The sequence below is a fragment of the Streptomyces lydicus genome, assembly GCF_001729485.1.
Lineage (GTDB): Bacteria > Actinomycetota > Actinomycetes > Streptomycetales > Streptomycetaceae > Streptomyces > Streptomyces lydicus_D.
The window spans coordinates 5680354-5699379 of the sequence record NZ_CP017157.1; the positions used below are offsets into that span (position 1 = coordinate 5680354).

A 19026-nucleotide genomic window follows, 5' to 3' on the forward strand; every position below is an offset into this window, starting at 1 on the left:
CGTGGCAGCGGCCCTGGGTCTGCGCATCGAGTGAATCCGCTAGATCAGCGGGCGGGACCGTCATGCGTCAGGGGACGGCCCCTCACTTGACGGCTCCACTGCCGGCGCCGGTGGCGACGTGGCGCTGGGCCACGACGAGCAGCACGGCGGCGGGGACGGACGCCATGACGGTGGTGGCCATGATGGCGTTCCACTGGTTCGTGTGGGCACCGATGTACTGGTAGATGCCCAGAGTGATCGGCCGCACGGTCTCCGTGGTGGTCAGGGTGAGGGCGAAGAGGAAGTCGCTCCAGGTGAAGAGGAAGGTGAAGACGGCGGCAGTGATCAACGCGTTCGTGCTCAACGGGAGCACCACGGAGCGGAAGACGCGCAGCCTCCGGGCACCGTCCACGCGCGCGGCCTCGATGATCTCCCTCGGAATGCTCCTCATGAACGCGTGCAGGATGATGATCGCGAAGGGGACCCCTGCGGTGGAGTCGGCGAGGATCAGTCCGAGGTAGGAGTTCAGGAGTCCCAGGTCGTTGTAGGCGCTGTAGAGGGCGTTGGCCACGACGATGCTCGGCACCATCTGTGTGACCAGGATGCCGAAGAGCGCGAGATTGGTGCCGCGGAGGGGGAACTGGGCCAGCGCGTAGGCCGCCGGCGCGGCGAGCCCGAGGCTGAGGACGACGCTGCCGAGGGCTACGACGAGGCTGGTGACGAGGTTGCCTCCCTGATCGCGCAGTGCGGTGACGTAACCACTGAAGTCCGGAGGGAAGGGGAACCAGCCTCCCTGAAGGGTGTTGCCCGCGGGCTGGAGGGAGGCGTTCACCATCCAGTAGACGGGAAACAGCATCAGAGCGAGCAAGACGATCCCGACGAGGGTGGACGGCCGGCCACGGCCCGGTGCGCGCTTCACTGGATCATTTCTCAGATGTTCCGGGCGCGACGGTTGGCGCGCAGGTAGACGAGGGCGAACAAGAGCGAGAGGACGATGAGCACGTTGCTCACTGCGGCGCCGCGCCCGAACTCGAACTGCTGAAAGGACAGTTCGTAGGAGCGGGTGGCGAGGGTTTCCGTGGCGTCGGCCGGTCCTCCGCCCGTCACCACGAGAATGATGTCCAGCACTTTGAGGGTGTAGACCACGCCCAGCACCAGCACGACGCTCACCACGGGCCGCAGCAGTGGCCAGGTGACATGGCGGAACGACGCCAGCGGGCCGGCGCCGTCCAGCTTCGCCGCCTCGTACAGGTGTGGCGGGATGTCCTGGAGGCCGCCGTACAGGATCGCGGTGTTGAAGGGGATTCCGACCCAGATGTTGATGAGGATCACCGAGACCAGCGCCTGTGAGGTGTCGGTGAGCCAGGGGATGCCGGACGACGAGAGGTGGAGGCCGCGCAGCACTGTGTTGACGACTCCCGTGTCGGGGTCGAGCATCCACCGCCACGTGGTTCCGGAGACGACCAGCGGCAGCAGCCACGGCAGCAAAAGGAGCGCGCGCAGTACGCCACCGAGCGGGAAGCGACGCCGGAAGAACAGAGCGAAGGCCAAGCCGATTGCGAACTGCCCGATGATCGAGCCGGAGGTGAACAGGACCGTGGTCAGCAGGGCCTTGGAGAACAGGTCCGACGAAAGGATCTCCGCGTAGTTCCGCAGTCCCACGAACGCGGCGACACCCGTGTAGAACGTCGTGACCGTGTACTGCTGGAAGCTCATCACGACGTTTTTGACGATCGGGTAGCCGAAGAACAGCAGCAGGTATGCCGCGGCGGGCACGAGGAACATCGACCGGGCCAGCCGCTCCCGGAAACGTGCCCGGCCCACGACCTGGTCCCCCGCGGCGGCGGTGCCGTCGTCCTGCCCGGTATCCGTCCGGGGTATCGGGGACAGGTCAGTGACCTGTCGCGATCTGCTGCCCATGTCTGAGGGCTTCCTCCGGTGTCTGCCGGCCCGTCAGGGCGGACTGCATCGCGGTGTATATCCCGGTCGCTGCCTTGGGCCACTTGACGCCGAGCTGGCTGGTACGGGCTCGCGCCGCTTCCACGCTCTGGACAAAGGCAGCCATCGACGGGGTCTGCTCGGCGTACCGGGCGGCCACAGCCGTGCGGGAGGGCACGGTGAAGTGCTGCTCGGCCAGGGTGCGCATGGTCGAGTGGTCGTTCAGGCAGGCGAGGACCTGGGCGGCCTTCTCCTGCCGGGCCTTGGAAGGGCTCCGCGGGACCGTCCACACCTCACCGCCGAGCGGTGTGACCGGGGTCTGCCCCGTCCGGGGGACCGGGATGGGGGCCACTCCCCAGTGCAGTTTCTCGGCCTGCTTCAGGGCAGGGATCCGCCAGGGCCCGTTGATCATCATGGCCGTCCTTCCGGCGACGAACTGATCGTGGACATCGGCCTGGGTCCAGTTCAGCACCGACTTCGACATGGATCCGCTCTTCACCAGGTCGACCCACAACTGAAGTGCCTTTGCGGCCTCGGGGGTGTCCAGTTTCTTCTCGTCACCGCCGTTGGACCACAGGAAGGGCAGGAACTGCCAGGTGCCCTCAAAAGTGGGGTTGGCGTCGACCGCCATGCCGTAGCGCCCGGGGCGGGCCAACTTGGCCGCCGCCGCCTTCAGTTCGTCCCAGGTCCCGGGTACGGCGACACCGGCCTCGGCGAGCATGTCCTTGTTGTAGAAGAGGGCGATCGTGCTGACGGCAGGGGCCAGTCCGTACACCTTTCCCTGGTAGGTGCCCGCCGAAAGGATGCCCTTGGTGAAGCCGCTGGAATCGATGCCGTACTGGTCCAGCGGGGTCAGCGCGCCGGTCTGTGCGATCTGCTGCAGGTCGGGGTTGTCCAGCATCAACAGGTCGGGAAGGGTCCGCGACGACGCCCGCTGCAGAACCTTGGGGATGAGCGACGCCCCGGGAACGCTTGTCTGCTCGACCCTCACGCCGGCGGTCTTGCCGCACGCGGCGAGCACTTCGCCCCAGTGGGTGTGTTCGCGTTCGTCGGTGTAGTAGTCGAGCGCGGTGATGGAGGTGATCTTGCCTGTGGCGGACCCGGCACCGGTTTTGCCACCGCATCCGGTGGCGGCCAGTACAAGGGCGATCGTTCCGGTCAAGAGGGCGGCGATCCGCCGCGCCGGCGGTCTGGCCGGTGAGATCATGCTGGTGCCTTTACCGAGTAACTGTCTGTGGCCGGGGGCGGTGTCACGAGGAGGGACACACTTCAGGGGTGCGGTCAAAAAATGGTCAATATCATCATCTTCGACTCGACCGCATGCTATAGGGTCCCGAATGACCGATGGCGTGGAGCATCCGGGAGGTCGGCTCCTGTAAGGCGTGCCGGCGGTCCCGCGCAGACGAAACCACCGCCGCGAGCACCGCCCTGTTCGGCGACTTCCCGAATCATCGCCACCACCGCGTCGGGCTGCGACAGCACAACGGCGTGCGAGCCGTCCAGCACGTATTCGGTGGCCGCCATGCGTTGCGCCATGAAGCGCTGGGCGGTGGGGCTGAGCATCCGGTCGGCGGTCGCGATGGCGTACCAGGACGGCTTGGAGGCCCATGCCGGCGGGCCCGATCTACTGGTCAGCGCGCTGCAGGCGATCGGGCGTTGCGCCACGGACAGCATCTCCTTGACGCTGGGCGGCAGGTCGTCGGCGTACACCTGCGGGAACCGTTCCTTACGGATGTAGAGCTCACCTTCCGGGCCGCCGGGGAGGGCGGCGGTGAAGGTCGCGTCGGCCGCCGGCACGGGGGCGAAGCGGTTCGTGATGTCCAGGACGCACTCGCCCGCGTCGAGGCCGAACGCCGCGACGTAGCACAAGGCCACGACGTTGTCGGCGTCGGTGGCGGCCTCTGTGATGACCGCGCCACCGTAGTCGTGGCCGACCAGCACGACAGGGACGTCGATGTCACGCACCACGCTCCTGATGTAGGCGGCGTCCTGCGCCAGACCGCGCAGCGGGTTCGCCGGGGCGCGCACGGTCAGTCCGGCGGCGTGCAGGAGGCTGATGACCCCCGCCCACGACGAAGCATCCGTGAACGCCCCGTGCACAAGCACGATGGTCGGCGGTGCGGGGGTGGATCGGTGCATGCCGGTGACCTCCAACTGGCTGTGGGGGATGCCCCAGCCAAACGCTTTCGGGTGGGGCGGGGCATCGCGTGAACGTACCAACCACTCCGCTCAGCTGTCGGGCAACGTCATGACCAGATTGGCGAGCTGAACCCGGGAGTTGATCGACAGTTTGCGGAAGACGGACGTCAGGTGGGTGTTGATCGTGTGCGGAGAGACGACGAGCAGGTCGGCGGCCAACCGGTTGGTGTGGCCCTGGGCGATAAGGCGCGCGACCTTCTGCTCCGAGGCCGTGAGGGCTCCCCATCCCTGCACGGGACGCTGCGTGGTCGCTGCCCTGCGGCTGCCGTCTCCGGCACCATCGAGATCACGCTGTACGCGTCCCGCTGCGGCGTGGGCGCCGGACTCGGCGAACGTGTCGCGGGCGTGCGTCAGCGCGGCCACGGCCTCATGCTTCCGGCCCGCTGCCAGGAGCGCCTGTCCGAGATCGGCGGATGCGGCAGCCCGGGCCAACGGGCGAGGGCTTGTCCTGAGCAGCTCGACGGAGTGCCCGAGCATGGCGGGATCGCGGGTCACGAGCCCGAGGGCCTGCGCCGCGATGCCCGTGGCGGTCGGCACGGCAGGATTGCGTTCGGCGTGCGCTCCGGCCTGTGCGGCCAGGTCCTCGGCGAGCTCGTGCTCCCCACGGCGCAGGGCCATGCGTATCGCGCAATCGACCCAGTCGCGCAACAGCCGCCACCGCATGAAGGGACCTTTCTGCTGCACCTGCCGAATCTTGTCGGCGGCAAGCGCGATGTCCCCGTCGGCCTCGGCGTGGACCGCTTCCAGGAAGAGCACCGCGGCGGTGTTGCCCGGGTTCGGTTTGACCGCCAGTCTTTCCCGCGCTGCGGCCAGGTGCTCCCGCGCCGCTTCCCGGTCGCCGCGCAGCAGGGCGATCCGGGAGCGGATCACCCGGCCGTTCACCTGCTGGACGGGGACCTGTACCTCGTCCTCCAGACGCTCCATCGTCACGAAGTCGGCGTCGGCGTCGTCGAGCCGGCCGAGCCCCAGATCGTGCTGCCCCTGTGCCCACAGCGTCATCGCCTGCCGCATCGCCCCGGCATCGTTCGCTGCTTGCAGGAGCAGCCGTTTGCCGGCCGCGAAGTCGTCCATGTGCAGGTGCGCGACGATCTCTTCGGGGAGGAAAGCGGAATCGATGGCGCTCAGCGCGGCGAAGCGCTCCAGTGCGACCGCGTTCTCCCCCGCGTTCTGCGCGATCTCGCCGAGCCCGGACAGGGCCAGGACATGCGCGTCCCGGTCACCGATCGCGGTGGCGGCACGCAGCGCGGTCTCGCCGGCCGCACGCGCAACGACGAGATCATCCTCCCGGGACAAGGCCAGGGCGCGCAGCGCCGCCAGCCTCGCCCCGATCTCCGGGGCGGCGCCCCCCACGGCGAGGGCGGTTTCGGCCCGGCGGCGCAGTTCGCCGGCGAGATCCATGTTCCACAGCGTCCCGCCGAGGGCAGCCTGCAGCCGGCTGAACTCCTCCAGCGGTGGCCGGCCGGCCAAGAGCCGGTCGCCCGTCGACAGCGCCTCCCGGTTCCTGCCGGCCCGTGTCAGGCAGAGGATCGTCTGCTCCCCCACTGCGAACCTCAGCGGCCGTGCTGACGGCACCAGTTCCAGGGCGCGCGTCATCAGGTCGGCCGCGAGGCCCGGGGTGACCGGCAGGATGTCGTCAGCCGCTCGCCGCAGCAGCGCTACGGCTTCCTCGTCGCCGGGCAGGGCTCCCCTGAGGATGTGCGGCACCGCGTCGACCGGCTGATGGCCCGCGGCGACAAGGTGGTGGGCAGCCTCTCGGTGCAAAGCCTTCCGGGCTGACGGCGGGATGTCGACATAGACCGCCTGGCGCAGCAGATCGTGCCGGAAGACCAGGTGATCGCCGTCATCGTCCAGGAGTCCGGCGCCCACCGCTTCCTCCAGCGCCGCGAGGGATGTGGCGGTCGGTTGGCCGGAGAGCGCGGCGGCGTCGCGGAAGCCGAAATTGCGCCCCAGCACCGCTCCCATCTGAAGGAAGCGCAGCGTGCCGGGCTGCAGGGACTTGAGTCTGGCGCGCACACCCACCACGAGCCCCGGGGGCACAGGTTCGTCCGAGGCTCGGGCCGTCCGCAGCCCCGCAAGCATCTCGACCGCCAGAAAGGGGTTCCCACCGGCTCCGCCGAGCAGGTCCCGTACCCGCTCGTCAACCGCAGCCCCGAGGGTGTCGATGGTCAGTTGATCGATGGCCGCGCCGGACAGCGGCCCCACGGACACAGTGACCGTCGGGAGGTTGCCGGTCGCGGCTGCGACCACTTCTTCCGCCGCGCTCGCGGGCTCCGGTCGCCCGGCCAGCATCCACAGCACCGGCGAAGTCCGCAGGCGGGTCGGAAGCTGCTGCAGGGCGAACCGGCTCAGCGGGTCGGCCCACTGCAGGTCGTCCAGGCCGATCAGCACCGGCACGCTGCCGGCTCTGGCTTCGATCGCCTCCGCCAGGCGCTCCACCAGCCAGATCCGCTGATCGTGATTGCGGGCGAGATCGACAAGGGCATCGCCGGACAGCAACGGCTGATCGCCGTGCAGGACGCAGGCCGCCAAGGACGAGAGCGGCACGATGTGATGCAGCTCATCGGCCTTGCCGAAGCCGACCGAGAATCCCGCTGCGCCGGCCATGGAGACGGCCTCGGCGAGCAGTGTGGTCTTACCGATGCCCGGTTCGCCCTGAATCAGGGCCAATCCACCGCTTCCGGTGCGGGCCACCGAGGCGATCAGCGCCTGAAGCTCTTCGAGTTCGACCTCCCGGCCGCGCAGACCGCTACGGGACAACGGACCGCCTGACCCCGCCACTTACGCTCCGTCCTGTCCGCACTCGCCGGCCCAAGCCGGGCTCGGCCCACACCAGTTGGTGACTCCGCCCTCCCGCAGGTGGCGGCTTCCCGCGGGCACACCGCGCCTGGGCACATCGCCGCAGGTCAAAGCCACTGTATGCGAGCCGTCCGGCACCTCGGATGTCCCGTCGTCCGGGAATCCGGCGGTGTGGATCACTGATGTCATGGGCGCCCTCCAGCTGGTCGTGTGCCGGGCCCCACCACGTTCACGTAGTCGGCTCGGCACCGACCACCTTGCAAGACGGGATGACTTACGTCGTCGGCATGATGACTGCGAAGCGACTGTGAGTGAGCGGGCGACTGTGCGCGAGCGAGGCGCCCAGGGCATTTGACTCACCGCGCGCCCTGGTGTTCCCTGCGCGCACATAGACTGCAACCATCCAGGTCAGAACACCGACGCAGGGGAACAAAGGATGTCGGGCAGCAAACTGTTCGGTCGGGATGAGGAGCTGGCGACCGTCGACGCGGTGGTCGACGGACTGCCCGAGCGCGGCAGTGCGCTACTGATTCAAGGAGCCCCCGGAATCGGCAAGTCCGCCCTCTTGGACCACGCCGTCACCCGGGCCCGGAACTCAGGATTCACCGTCCTCAAGGCATCGGGTGTACAGGCCGAGACCCATCTGCCGTTCGCGGGGCTGCACCAGCTGACCCACACCATGACGGATCGCGTCTCGCGCCTTCCCCCTGTTCAGGCGGATGCGCTGCTGGGCGCTTTCGGTATGGCGGAGCCGTCGTTCGATGCCGCCGCACCCCAGTTCTTCATGATCGCCCTGGCCACGCTCAGCCTGCTCGGCGAGGCGAGCGCCGAAGCCCCCGTTCTGCTGGTCGTGGATGACTCCCAGTGGCTCGACAGGCCGACCCTGGACGTGCTCGGGTTCCTCGCGCGCCGCGTGGGTGCCGAACCCCTCGGCCTGCTCCTCGCAGGCCAAGAAGGCCGCACGGCGTGGCCGGGCGCCCCCGACCTCCCCGAGCTGCACCTCAAGCCCCTGCAGCCCACCGCGGCCGACGCGCTGCTGGACGCCCGTAACCCCGGTCTCGCCCCGGCGGTACGCCGCCTCGTGGCGGACATGTCCGCCGGCAACCCCCTGGCGCTGATCGAGCTCCCGATCACCCTGAGGGCGGGCGGGGTGGCCGCCGAGTCCGCGGTATCGCCGGCGCTCCCCCTCACCACCCGACTTGAGCGCGCTTTCGCCTCGCGGCTGGCCGATCTTCCTTCCGACGCACGCCAGGTACTGCTCCTCACCGCCGCCGACGACGACGGTGCGTTGCCCGAAGTGCTCACCGCCGCTTCGGCACTTGCGGGCACCGAGATTTCCGCACGCTCCCTGGAGCCCGCCATAGCAGCGGGTCTGGTGTCCGTCGACGGGTTCCGCATCGGCTTCAGCCATCCCTTGGTGCGCTCCGCCGTCCTGGGCTCGGCAACGCTCGCGGACCGCCTCGCCGCCCACGGCGCACTCGCCCACACCCTTCACGGGCAGCCCGATCGGCAGGCTTGGCACCGGGCCGCGGCCATCGGTCGTCCCGACGAGGCGGTGGCGCGGCAACTGGACCAGGTGGCTCGCCGAGCGAGCGGACGTGGCGCCGCCGCGGTGGCCTTGACGGCGTTGGAACGCGCCACGGCACTGAGCGAAGTCCCTTCCGGAAGAGTGGCCCGCCTTCTGGGCGCCGCGGAACTGGGCCTCGAACTCGGCCGGACGGATCGCGCGGCAAGCCTGTTGCACCAGGCCGACCAGCTGGAACTCGGTGTGCTGGAGCGGGCCCGCCTGCTCCAGCTGCGCGAGGGCCTCGGACTGGATATCGACACGAGCACACCCCGGCTCCATCTGCTGATCACCACGGCGGAGCGGGCCGCCGAGGCCGGCGATCCCGAACTGGCCCTCCGGCTGTTGCGCTCGGCCGCACGGCGGTGCTGGTGGTCGGACCCCGGGCGGGAACTGCGGGAACACGTCGTGGCCGCGGCCGAGCGGCTCCCCGTTTCGGAACTCCACCCGGACCTGGTGTACACGCTGGCGGCGGCCACCCCGGTGGAGCGGGCGGCGACGGTACTCGACCGCCTGGAGCGTCTGGAACGTCAGGGCGGGTACGACATCCAGGCCGCCGCCACCCTGGGCACGGCGGCCACGATGGCGAACGCGTACGACCGCGCCACCGGGTTTCTCCGGCACGCGGCGGCCGGCCTGCGTGGCCAGGGCCGGCTGGGCCTGCTGGCCCAGACCTTGGTGTCCCTCGCCCTCAGCGCCGTGCACACCGTCGACTGGGAGACCGGAGTCCCGGCCGCGGCCGAGGCGATGCGGCTGGCCGAGGAGAACGCCCAGCCGCGCTGGCTGACCGGTGCGCGGATCGCGAAGGCGCAGTTCGCCGCATTGCACGGAGATCTGGAGACGGCGCTCGCCGTCATCGGAGAGGCGGAGGGCCGGGGGCTGTCCGTGGCCCACCCCTCCAATCTTGCGTTCATCCAGATCACTCGTGGTCTCATCGGCCTCGCCGCCGGTGACCACGCCGAGGCGTTCCACTGCGTCTGGCGGGTCTTCGACCCGGTCGACCCGGCGTACCATCCGTTCCTCCAGACCATCGCCATCGCGGAGTTGGCCGAGGCTGCCACGGGCGATGATCAACGAGCCATGGCGAAGGCCGCGTTGCACCGACTCGTCACGTCCACCGGGGCCGGCGAGGCCCAACTGACCCGGATCAACCTGGGATTCGCTCAGGCGCTGCTCGCTGACGACGCGCATGCGGAAGAACACTTCCGATCGGCGTTCGATCTGGACATGTCCCGTGCGCCCTTTGCTCGCGCCCGGCTCATGCTCGCCCACGGCGCCTGGCTACGACGGCGTCGCCGCGTGATGGAAGCCCGCACTCCGCTGCGGATCGCCCGCGAGTCGTTCGCGTCCCTCGGCGTGGAACCGTGGCGCGAACGGGCCTGCCAGGAACTCCGCTCGGCGGGCGAGGGCAGCAAGCGGCAGAGCCGCAGCGACTGGGACCTGCTCACACCTCAGGAGTTGCAGATCGCCCAGCTCGCGGCGGACGGCCTGTCCAACAAGGAGATCGGCCAGCAGCTGTATCTGTCACCGCGAACGGTCGGCGCGCACCTGTACCGCATCTTCCCGAAGCTCGGGATCACCTCGCGCGGCCAGTTGAGGGACAAGCTGGGCATGAACTGACCGCACCCCGTGGGGCACCCGGAGCTACCTGCCCGCGGTGCTCGGCTTCGTTGCCGCCCCCTGCCGACGTTCGGTGAACCAGTAAAGGAGAGCGAGGACGGGCAGCGCCGCACCGAAGGCGGTGAGGGCGGTCCAGCCTCCGGCGTGGTACACGACGGAGCCGAGTTGGGAGCCGATCGCTCCGCCCGCGAAGAACGTGGCGATGAAGGCACTGTTGAGGCGGGCACGGGCGGCGGGGTCGAGTTGGTAGACGGTGTGCTGGCCGAGAATCAGGGTGGCCTGTACTGCCATGTCGATGAGGATCGCGGCCAGGGCGATCAGTACGACGCTGTGTCCGCCGAACCCGGCGAGCGCGAAGGCCAGAGCGGCGACCACGAAGGCGATGCCGGTCATGGGACGTACGAGCCCACGGTCGGCCCAGTGCCCGGCGAACGGGGCGATGGCCGCTCCGGCCGCGCCGACGAGGGCGAACACGCCGACCCCGACCGACGAGTAGTGGAAGCGAGGGCCGGTCAGGACGAAGGAGACCGTGGTCCAGAAGGCACTGAAGGCACCGAACATCGCCGCCTGGTAGAGGCCACGGCGCAGGAGTGCCGGGTGCGTGCGCACCAGCCGGACGGTGGAGCGCAGCACGTGGTGGTACGGGATGGTGGTCGTCGGCGCGTGCTGCGGCAGGGCCGCGCGCAGCGCCACGGCGAGCACTGCCATCAGAGCGGCGGAACCGAGGAAGACGGCGCGCCAGCCGGCGAGGTCGGAGACCAGACTGCTCAACGTGCGGGAGAGCAGGATGCCGGTGAGCAGCCCGCTCATCACCCGGCCGACGATGCGGCCGCGGGCGTGGTCGGGTGCGAGGCCGGCGGCGAACGGCACGAGGATCTGGGCGACGACCGAGGTGGCCCCGCTGACGAGTGAGGCGATCAGCAGCATGGGGAAGCCGGTGGCGAATCCGGCCGCGAGGAGCGCGAGGGTGGTGACCGTCAGCAGGACAGTGATCAGGTTGCGCTTCTCCAGCCGGTCGCCGAGCGGGACCAGGAAGAGCATGCCGATCACGTAGCCGACCTGGGTCAGTGTGATCAGTGCCCCGGCGGTGGCCGTGCTGGTGTGGAAGACATCGCTCAGCGAGGAGAGCAGGGGCTGGGCGTAGTACAGGTTGGCAACCGTCATGCCGGAGGCGACGGCCAGGAGCGCGATCAGCCAACCCGGCAGGCCGTGCGGGGCCGTTGCGGTGGTGGGCCGGCGCGAGCTCCGGAGCTCGGAGGGTGTGGACATGTGCACCTTCTTGACGGGGCGATCCGGGAGACCGGCGCGGAGGATGTGCTGTGGGGTGGCCGGCAGCTTCTTCGATGCCGTCACGCAGGCAGGAGCGCCGATCCACCCCTCAGCGCTTCGTCATCCGAGACGACGGTTCGGGATGTCAGTCATCTCCGTGAGAGAGATGCCTGCGGAGGGCGCCCCTCGCAGCGGAGACCGAGGACGGTGTCCACCGAGTGGACACCGCCTCGCTCGGTGTGACCGTTGGACCGGAAACCCCGGGGAGCAGGTGGTGGCGCGGAGGTCACTGCGCCAGCACGGTCTTCAGCCACCGCAGGACTTCGGGGGTCACGGGGTCGGCCACGTCTGCGAATTCGTCGTGCCTCTTGAGGAACTTCGCCACGTAGGGGCAGACCGCTACGACGCGTTTGCCGGAGGCGCGTACGTCGCTCAGGGCCTGCTGGACGAGGAGCGAGGCCAGGCCCTGCCCGGCGAAGGCGTCGTCGATTTCGGTGTGGTAGAAGACGCGCTGGTCATCGTGGTCACGGTACGCGGTGAGGCCGGCGGTTTTGCCGTCGACCAGGATTTCGTACCGGTGCTTGGCGTCGACTCGCTGAACGGTCGGAGCGGCGGCGGGCTGTGTCATCGTGAGCCTTTCAGTGGTGCGTCGGGTTCTTGCGCGGCGTGATGGTGGCATTCGGGAGGGCGGGGGCGGGAAGGCGGTCGCCGTCGTAACCGTCGACGCTGCCGAAGCGGTCGGATGCGCTCTCCCAGGCTTGCCGGGCTTCGACGATGTCTTCGTGGCTGCGGCCGATGAAGTTCCACCACATGACGATCTGTTCCTCGAACGGCGTCCCGCCGAGCAGGACCGCCCGAGCGGGGGCGTCCGTCTCGTTCGTCAACGTCAGCGTGTCGTTTCCGGTGCCGAGGTAGCCCAGTTCCGCCGGGCGCAGCAGTGTTCCGGCCATGCGGACGTCCCCTTGGTCGACGAGCAGGCCGTACTCGAAGTCGGTAGGCACCGGGAGGGTGGTCGTCGAGCGCGGATCGAGGACGAGTTCGGCGCCGAGCAAGGGCGTGAACGTCCGCACCGGGGAGGTGTCACCTGCGAGGGATCCCAGGAACACCCTGATTTCCGCCCCGCCCCTCCGCACCGGGCTCGGCACGTGGTGCCGGAAGTCACGGCCGGTGTGCCGGTGCTCTTCGGGTAGAGCCACCCACAACTGGACGCCGTGCAGGATCGTGGTGTCGGCGGTGGAGGCTTCCGAATGGCTGATGCCGTACCCGCCCGTCATGAGATTCAGCTCGCCGGGCCGTACGAAGGCATGGCTGCCCAGGCTGTCGCGGTGCTCGATCTCCCCGCTGAACAGCCAGCTCACGGTCTGCAGACCGGTGTGCGGATGGGGAGCGACGTCCATGCCGCCCGTGTCGGCGACGTCGTCCGGCCCGTAGTGGTCGACGAAGCACCAGGCCCCGATCAGGGTCCGGGCCCGCTGCGGCAGCGTGCGCCGCACCGTCATCGCTCTTGGGCCGCCCAGCGGGACGTCCCGCGCGGACAGCACGTCGACCTGCGGCGCGGGCCGGCCGTGGTCGCCAGTAGCGCGGCGCGGCGCGGTGGGATCCACTTCGACGTTGCTCATCGAGCGCCCTCTCCATCCGGATGTGATTTCATATTCAACAATCATGCCTGAGAGTAATTCCGTGTCCCCTCGTATTGCGCGGCGGAGCGAGCGAAGGTCGGGGGCGGCCCTGAAGGAGTCCAGATTGAGTGACACCACAGCAGATCCGGCGACCCGGCGGGTCTTCATCGACAAGCAGAGCCCCAAGGCGTACCACGCACTGGTCGAGACGGCGGAAGCGGTCCGTGCGGTCGCCGCCGAGGCGGCGCTGGACCGTGGCTTGGTCGAGCTGATCAACCTCCGTGTGTCACAGATCAACGGCTGCGCCTACTGCCTCAACGTGCACACCAGGGCCGCGTTGCGCGCCGGCGAGACCCCCCAACGTCTGGGCGTGCTGGCCGCGTGGCGCGACACCGAACTGTTCACGGAGCGGGAGCAAGCGGCACTCGCCCTGGCGGAGGTAACCACCGAACCCGCGAACGCCGTCGCGCAGGAACGCGCCTACGCATGCGCTCGCCAGGTCCTCGACGACGACGAGATCTCCGCGGTGATCTGGGTGGCGATAGCCATCAACGCGTTCAACCGGGTCTCCATCCTGAGCAAGCACCGTGTCACAGCCTCCCCTGACAGTCGGTCCTCACGCGGGTGATCGCTGCCGCTGCCCGGTCAGCAGTTCCACGCGGCGGCGACGGCCTTCTCCTGGAGGGCGGGCACCGCGACCGGATGCTGACCCGCGGCCCTCACCTGAGCGGTCGGATCAGGGACGCGGGCCGCGAACTGTGCGCGGAACAGGTCCCTTTTCGGGTCAGTCGGCGGCGGTGGCCCGTACGGCCTCCTCGATCAGCTGGATGACGCGCTCGGGGTGGGCGAGCATCACCAGGTGCGAGGAGTCGACCTCGACGGTGGTCATGCCGGCCCGTTGGTAGCCATATCGCTCCACATCCGGATTGATGGTGCGGTCGGCTGTGGCGACCACACCCCACGAGCGCTTGGTCTTCCAAGCCGCCTTCGGTGCCTTCTCGCTGAAGGTCTGAGCGGCGAGCGGACGCTGGGAGACGGCGAGTACGGAGGCGAGGCGGGGGTCGACGTCGGCGGCGAAGAGGGAGGGGAACTTCTCGATCTGGACCGACACCTCGGTGCCGGGAGCAGCGGAACCCTCGATCGGGAAGGAGGTGTGGACGAGCGCGGCGGCGAGGTCGGAGTCGGGGAAGCCGCCCTGCAGCTCGCCCAGGCTCTCGCCTTCTTCCAGGGCGTAACCGGCCAGGTAGACCAGCCCCCTGACGTTGTCCTCCACGCCGGCGACGGTGATGACGGCACCGCCGTAGGAGTGTCCGACCAGGACGACAGGTCCAGGTATCTGACGGACAACCGAGGCGATGTAGGCGGAGTCGCCGAGCAGGCTGCGGTTGGGCACCGCCGGCGCCACCACGTCCAGGCCACGGGCGATCAGTCCCGGGATGACGCGGGCGAAGCTGGAGGCGTCGGCGAAGGCCCCGTGGACCAGGACGACGGTCGGGCTGTCGGAACGGGACAAGGGACAACTCCCCTTTGATGTCATGGTGATTGGCGCCGCACTGCCGGGCGGTCGGGAACGGTTTCACTGCCTTGCCGGGAGCGGGTGGCGGCGGAGGAACGAACCCTGCCGCAGCCGAGTTGCTTCGCCGGGCCGGACCGGCGCGTGCGGCGTCCGGTCCGGGGATGGACCGCAGGCGTGAGCAGCACATTAGGGGCGACCGGCGGAGGCGACTTGTCTGTCGGTGCATCGGCCGTGGTCTGTCGGCGCCCGCGGGGAGTGCCGGCGAGGGACGCCGTGGAGGAGCCTTGCACAGCAGCGTGCCGGAGTACGTCCCCGTCCTGGCACTCCCAGGCAAGAAGAGGTGCGCTCGACGACAACACGCGGTGGAACGCTCGCCCTAGCGTGCTGACATACCGCACCGCGCACGCCACGAATGCCCGGACGTCGGCAGCCGATGCGCCGAGGCCGTCCGTACCGCACCGTCCCCCCTCGAGATGGAGCGTGGTCCTGCGCGCGGCGCCTGTCACTCCGGAAGAAGGAACGAGATCTTGCCGTACATCACCGTGGGCCAGGAGAACTCCACCAGCATCGACCTCTACTACGAGGACCACGGCACCGGCCGGCCGGTCGTCCTCATCCACGGCTTCCCGCTCGACGGCCACTCCTGGGAGCGGCAGAGCGCCGTGCTGCTGGACGCGGGCTACCGCGTGATCACCTATGACCGCCGCGGCTTCGGGCAGTCGAGCCAGCCGACGACCGGCTACGACTACGACACCTTCGCAGCGGACCTGAACACGGTGATGGAGACCCTCGACCTGCGGGACGCCGTCCTGGTCGGCTTCTCGATGGGCACCGGTGAGGTCGCCCGCTACGTGTCCACCTACGGCTCCGCCCGGGTCTCCAAGGTCGCTTTCCTGGCCTCGCTGGAGCCCTGCCTGCTCAAGACGGACGACAACCCCGACGGGGTCGCCCCGAAGGAGTTCTTCGACGGCATCGTCGCGGCAGTCAAGGCGGACCGCTACGCGTACTACACGGCCTTCTACAAGGACTTCTACAACCTGGACGAGAACCTCGGTACCAAGATCAGCGAGGAAGCGGTCCGCAACAGCTGGAACGTGTCGGCGGGTGGCGGCTTCTTCGCCGCCGCGGCCGCGCCGTCGACCTGGTACACCGATTTCCGGGCCGACATCCCGGCCATCGACGTCCCGGCCCTGATCCTGCACGGTACAGGCGACCGGATCCTGCCCGTCGAGGGAACCGCGCGGCCGTTCCACAAGGCGCTCCCGTCCGCCGACTACGTGGAGATCGAGGGCGCCCCGCACGGCCTGCTGTGGACCCACGCGGAAGAGGTCAACACCGCGCTCCTCGCCTTCCTGGCGAAGTGACCCTGCCGCAGGCCCGCCCGACGGGCCTGCGGCCCGAGACCACCGTCGAGGTACAAGGACCGGCCCCCAATCGGGTCCGTCCCTCCATGACACTCCTGCCGCGCGGCGCGCTGACAGGAGTGACCCCGGGCGGGGTTACGGCGCCCTTCCGCCCGGGGGACGCATGCAGGCGCCCTTGTGCCGGGGCAGGCTCGGTATCCCCCGTAAACCGGGTCTGCCCCCCTGCATGTGACGGGGTCACACGTCCAACTGGATTTTGAGCAGGCATACGACTACGTCGGTGCGGGAACTCAGCAGGCCGGCCATGAGAATGCCCCGTTGGTTCTGGAGAATCCGGTAGCGGCCGTGCAGGGGTTCCGCCTGGGGAATGAGTACGGCGACCTGCCTGCCGTTGCGGGCGACCTGCTCGACGTAGCCGATGACTGGATGCACCAGGGAGTGCTGAGGGCTGTCGATGATGTCGAGCCGTGGGCCGGGGTTCCATCGCGCCCAGTCGGCGCGCATGGCGTCTGCTTTCGTCCGGTCGTCGAAGACGGCGACCACGACGACCTCATCGCCCAGTGAGGACGCGGCGTTGAGGGCGGCGACCGCGACCATGTCGACCCTGCCCAGGGGGACGATGACCAGACTGCGGGTTCGTGTGGGGCGTGGCGGGGGGCCGTCCAGTCCGAGTTGGTCGCGAACGCGCGTGTAATAGCGCTCGATCCGGGAGAACAGCAGCATCAGCAGCGGCACGGTGAGAACGACGATCCAGGCACCGGCGAGGAACTTGGTGGCGAGCAGGACGATTCCGGCGACGGCGGTCAGCACGGCCCCGACGCCGTTGATCAACGCCCGGCGCGACCAGCCGTCGGGGCGTTGCATGCTCCAGTGCCGGACGAGGCCGATCTGGCTGATGGTGAAGCCGACGAAGACGCCGATGGCAAAGAGCGGGATCAGGCGCTGGGTGTCGGCACTGACGACGACCAGCATGACGCCGGCCAGCACCGCCAGTGCCACGACGCCCCAGCGGTGGACGGGCCGCTCCGAGCGGAGGGCGAACAGATGAGGGAGGCGGTCGTCCTTGGCGAGGACGCTCATCAGGACCGGAAGGCCGCCGAAGCTGGTGTTCGCGGCGATGCCCAGCACGAGAGTGACGATGAGGCTGATGGCGTAGTAGGGCCAGCCGGTCCCGAAGGCGCCGGCGGTCAGCTGGGCCAACACCGTCACACCGCCGCGTGGCACCACGTGATGGCTGCGGATCAGCAACGACAGCCCGACGAGCATGGCGCCCAGCAGCAACCCCAGCATCAGCTCGGTGTGTTGCGCCCGCCTGACGCGTGGTTGGCGGAACATCGGAACGGCGTTGGCGATGGCCTCCACCCCGGTCAGCGCTGAGCATCCGGCGGAGAACGCCTTGAGCACCAGGAGCGCGCTCAGCGCCTCGACGGCGGGAAAGGACTGGGACGTCCCGACCGTGGCTGCGGGATGGGCCCGAAACAGCCCCACCACGATGACACCGATCACGCTGACGATGAACAGCACTGTGGGCAGCATCAGCACCCGCGCGCTGTCCGCGATGCCGCGCAGATTGACGAGGGTGAGGAGGAGCAGCGCGATCAGGCATACGGCCAGAAGATGATCGGAGAGGGCGGGAAACGCCGAGGCGAGGCTCGCGGCGCCGGCGGCGAGACTGACTGCGACGGTGAGGACGTAGTCGATGATGAGGCTGGCCGCGGCCAGCAGACTGACCGTTCTGCCCAAATCTTTCTTCGCCACCGCATAGGCTCCACCGCCGTCCGGGTGCACGGCGATCACCTGGCGGTAGGAGACGACCAGGACGGCCAGCAAACCGGCGATGACCAGCGTGATCGGCAGCATCGCAGTGAGCGCGCCCGAACCGGCAGCCACCAGCACGACGACCACGGCCTCCGGGCCGTATGCGACCGAGCTGAGGGCGTCCAGTGACAGGGCGGCCAGCCCCTGGAGCACGGTCAGGTGGGACTTTCCGCCCTCGCCGTGACGCCGTGGGACCTTGGGGTGCGGTTTCTTGAGCGCAAGCCCGAGGGGCACGGAAACTCACTCGTTCATTCGGCGGAGGCACCACCCATGCCGGGCCGTGGCACTACGGCAATGCTCATGACGTCTCCATTTCGGTGAGAGATAACCGCCTGATCCAGCTTCGGAGAGTCTCCGGGGACCTGCACGCCCACCGCGCTGGACGGGTGCGATGTGGAGGACGACCACGCACAGGTTCTGGACCTGGCGGACCACGGATCAGGACCCGCGCACCGAGGGGATGACAGCTCCGGCGACGGGGAGCGCCCCGCCTCCTGGAGCGGGAAGTAGTCTCCCGGCCGCGTCGAGCGCCGCCACACGTACGCCGCTGTCGCCATCACGAGGATCAGCCCCGCCAGGATGAGCAGTTCGATCCCCTCGACGTTCCACCGGAAGGACTTCCTCAGCCGTCACAGGGTGCCCCGGCCCACAGGCGCGGCGTGCTGTCGAACGGGTGACCGGGCGGACCCTCCACAGCTGCGTGGCCGCCGCTCGCCGAGCCGGGCGGGGGGGCTCTGGCCCCTGGCGGGGTGACCTGCGCAATCCGGGCAGGGCCGGCTACAGGAGCAGGTCGAAGATGGCGGTCGCGCCCTCCCAGTGCTTGGTCTGGGGGTTTTTGACGTCGGGGTACATGATCTTGAAGGTTTCGGCGAGTGCCACGCTCAGCCCGCCGATGATCTCCGGGTACCGGGCCTCGGTCTCCTCACTGGGTGCCCGGTCGAGCAGGGGGTGCGTGGCCAACTGCTCGAGGATCGGCTTGAGCTCGACCTCCTCGTCCAGCTGCCGGAACCGGTGAATACTCTCCTGAAGCCCCTTGGTGATCGGTAGATCCCACAGCTCGACGATGTCCCGGTCGTTCGCCTTGGCCGCGGCCTGGGCGACGAGCAGGAGGTCGTAGAGCTTGCCGTCGACGAAGTCGCTGTACCGCTTCAGATCGTTCTTGTCCACGTCGAGACTTGCGGCGGCACGGAAGAACCTTTCGAACCTGGACACGCCCATCACGGTCATGGCTTTCGCCTCCTCACCCTCGGTGACTACTCCACACCGGCGGCGGTCCGCCCACCGGCGCGCAATGCCAGTCCCAGGGTTCCAGACACCTCCGGGGCACGCCTGCGCATGCCAGGC

14 protein-coding genes are annotated in these 19026 nt (G+C 69.1%); 3 read left to right on the forward strand and 11 right to left on the reverse strand.

What is annotated here, in order from left to right:
* Positions 1-82: 82 nt before the first annotated feature.
* From SL103_RS24740 to SL103_RS24760, 5 genes are all read right to left on the reverse strand, one after another.
* Positions 83-835: a carbohydrate ABC transporter permease gene (locus SL103_RS24740; RefSeq protein WP_208869944.1), complete on the reverse strand. Its 753-nt coding sequence runs from the start codon at positions 833-835 to the stop codon at positions 83-85.
* Between the two features lie 74 nt (positions 836-909).
* Positions 910-1899 carry a carbohydrate ABC transporter permease gene (locus tag SL103_RS24745; RefSeq protein ID WP_079145954.1) on the reverse strand — a complete coding sequence of 330 codons (990 nt, stop codon included), beginning with the start codon at positions 1897-1899 and terminating at the stop codon, positions 910-912.
* On the reverse strand, positions 1871-3124 hold the full coding sequence (locus SL103_RS24750) for a sugar ABC transporter substrate-binding protein (RefSeq protein ID WP_069571147.1): 1254 nt from the start codon (positions 3122-3124) through the stop codon (positions 1871-1873). The genes SL103_RS24745 and SL103_RS24750 overlap by 29 nt, the downstream gene beginning before the upstream one ends.
* Before the next feature lie 116 nt (positions 3125-3240).
* Positions 3241-4056, reverse strand: a complete 816-nt coding sequence (locus SL103_RS24755; RefSeq protein ID WP_244304028.1) for an alpha/beta fold hydrolase — start codon at positions 4054-4056, stop codon at positions 3241-3243.
* Between the two features lie 90 nt (positions 4057-4146).
* On the reverse strand, positions 4147-6873 hold the full coding sequence (locus SL103_RS24760; protein ID WP_347877859.1) for a helix-turn-helix transcriptional regulator: 2727 nt from the start codon (positions 6871-6873) through the stop codon (positions 4147-4149).
* A gap of 475 nt (positions 6874-7348) precedes the next feature.
* On the opposite strand from SL103_RS24760, the gene SL103_RS24765 reads away from it, so the two are divergent.
* On the forward strand, positions 7349-10096 hold the full coding sequence (locus tag SL103_RS24765) for a helix-turn-helix transcriptional regulator (RefSeq protein WP_069571149.1): 2748 nt from the start codon (positions 7349-7351) through the stop codon (positions 10094-10096).
* A gap of 24 nt (positions 10097-10120) precedes the next feature.
* On the opposite strand, the gene SL103_RS24770 is transcribed toward SL103_RS24765, so the two are convergent.
* The 3 genes from SL103_RS24770 to SL103_RS24780 form a co-directional block, all read right to left on the reverse strand.
* Positions 10121-11365: an MFS transporter gene (locus SL103_RS24770; RefSeq protein ID WP_069574075.1), complete on the reverse strand. Its 1245-nt coding sequence runs from the start codon at positions 11363-11365 to the stop codon at positions 10121-10123.
* Positions 11366-11651: 286 nt separating this feature from the next.
* Complete coding sequence (locus SL103_RS24775; protein ID WP_069571150.1) at positions 11652-11993, reverse strand: GNAT family N-acetyltransferase; 342 nt, start codon at positions 11991-11993, stop codon at positions 11652-11654.
* A 10-nt stretch (positions 11994-12003) separates the two neighbouring features.
* The gene (locus SL103_RS24780) at positions 12004-12984 is read right to left on the reverse strand and encodes a pirin family protein (RefSeq protein WP_069571151.1); all 981 of its coding nucleotides are present in this window, start codon (positions 12982-12984) and stop codon (positions 12004-12006) included.
* Positions 12985-13108: 124 nt separating this feature from the next.
* On the opposite strand from SL103_RS24780, the gene SL103_RS24785 reads away from it, so the two are divergent.
* Positions 13109-13612 carry a carboxymuconolactone decarboxylase family protein gene (locus SL103_RS24785; protein ID WP_069571152.1) on the forward strand — a complete coding sequence of 168 codons (504 nt, stop codon included), beginning with the start codon at positions 13109-13111 and terminating at the stop codon, positions 13610-13612.
* Between the two features lie 156 nt (positions 13613-13768).
* Here SL103_RS24785 and SL103_RS24790 read toward each other — a convergent pair whose 3' ends face one another.
* A complete protein-coding gene (locus SL103_RS24790) occupies positions 13769-14497 on the reverse strand; it encodes an alpha/beta fold hydrolase (RefSeq protein WP_069571153.1) in 729 nt (242 codons plus the stop codon).
* 530 nt (positions 14498-15027) lie between these two features.
* Here SL103_RS24790 and SL103_RS24795 point away from each other — a divergent pair.
* The gene (locus SL103_RS24795; RefSeq protein ID WP_069571154.1) at positions 15028-15864 is read left to right on the forward strand and encodes an alpha/beta fold hydrolase; all 837 of its coding nucleotides are present in this window, start codon (positions 15028-15030) and stop codon (positions 15862-15864) included.
* Between the two features lie 237 nt (positions 15865-16101).
* Here SL103_RS24795 and SL103_RS24800 read toward each other — a convergent pair whose 3' ends face one another.
* On the reverse strand, positions 16102-17916 hold the full coding sequence (locus SL103_RS24800; protein ID WP_069571155.1) for an APC family permease: 1815 nt from the start codon (positions 17914-17916) through the stop codon (positions 16102-16104).
* 543 nt (positions 17917-18459) lie between these two features.
* The gene (locus tag SL103_RS24805; RefSeq protein WP_069571156.1) at positions 18460-18909 is read right to left on the reverse strand and encodes a DUF1931 family protein; all 450 of its coding nucleotides are present in this window, start codon (positions 18907-18909) and stop codon (positions 18460-18462) included.
* Positions 18910-19026 lie beyond the last annotated feature (117 nt).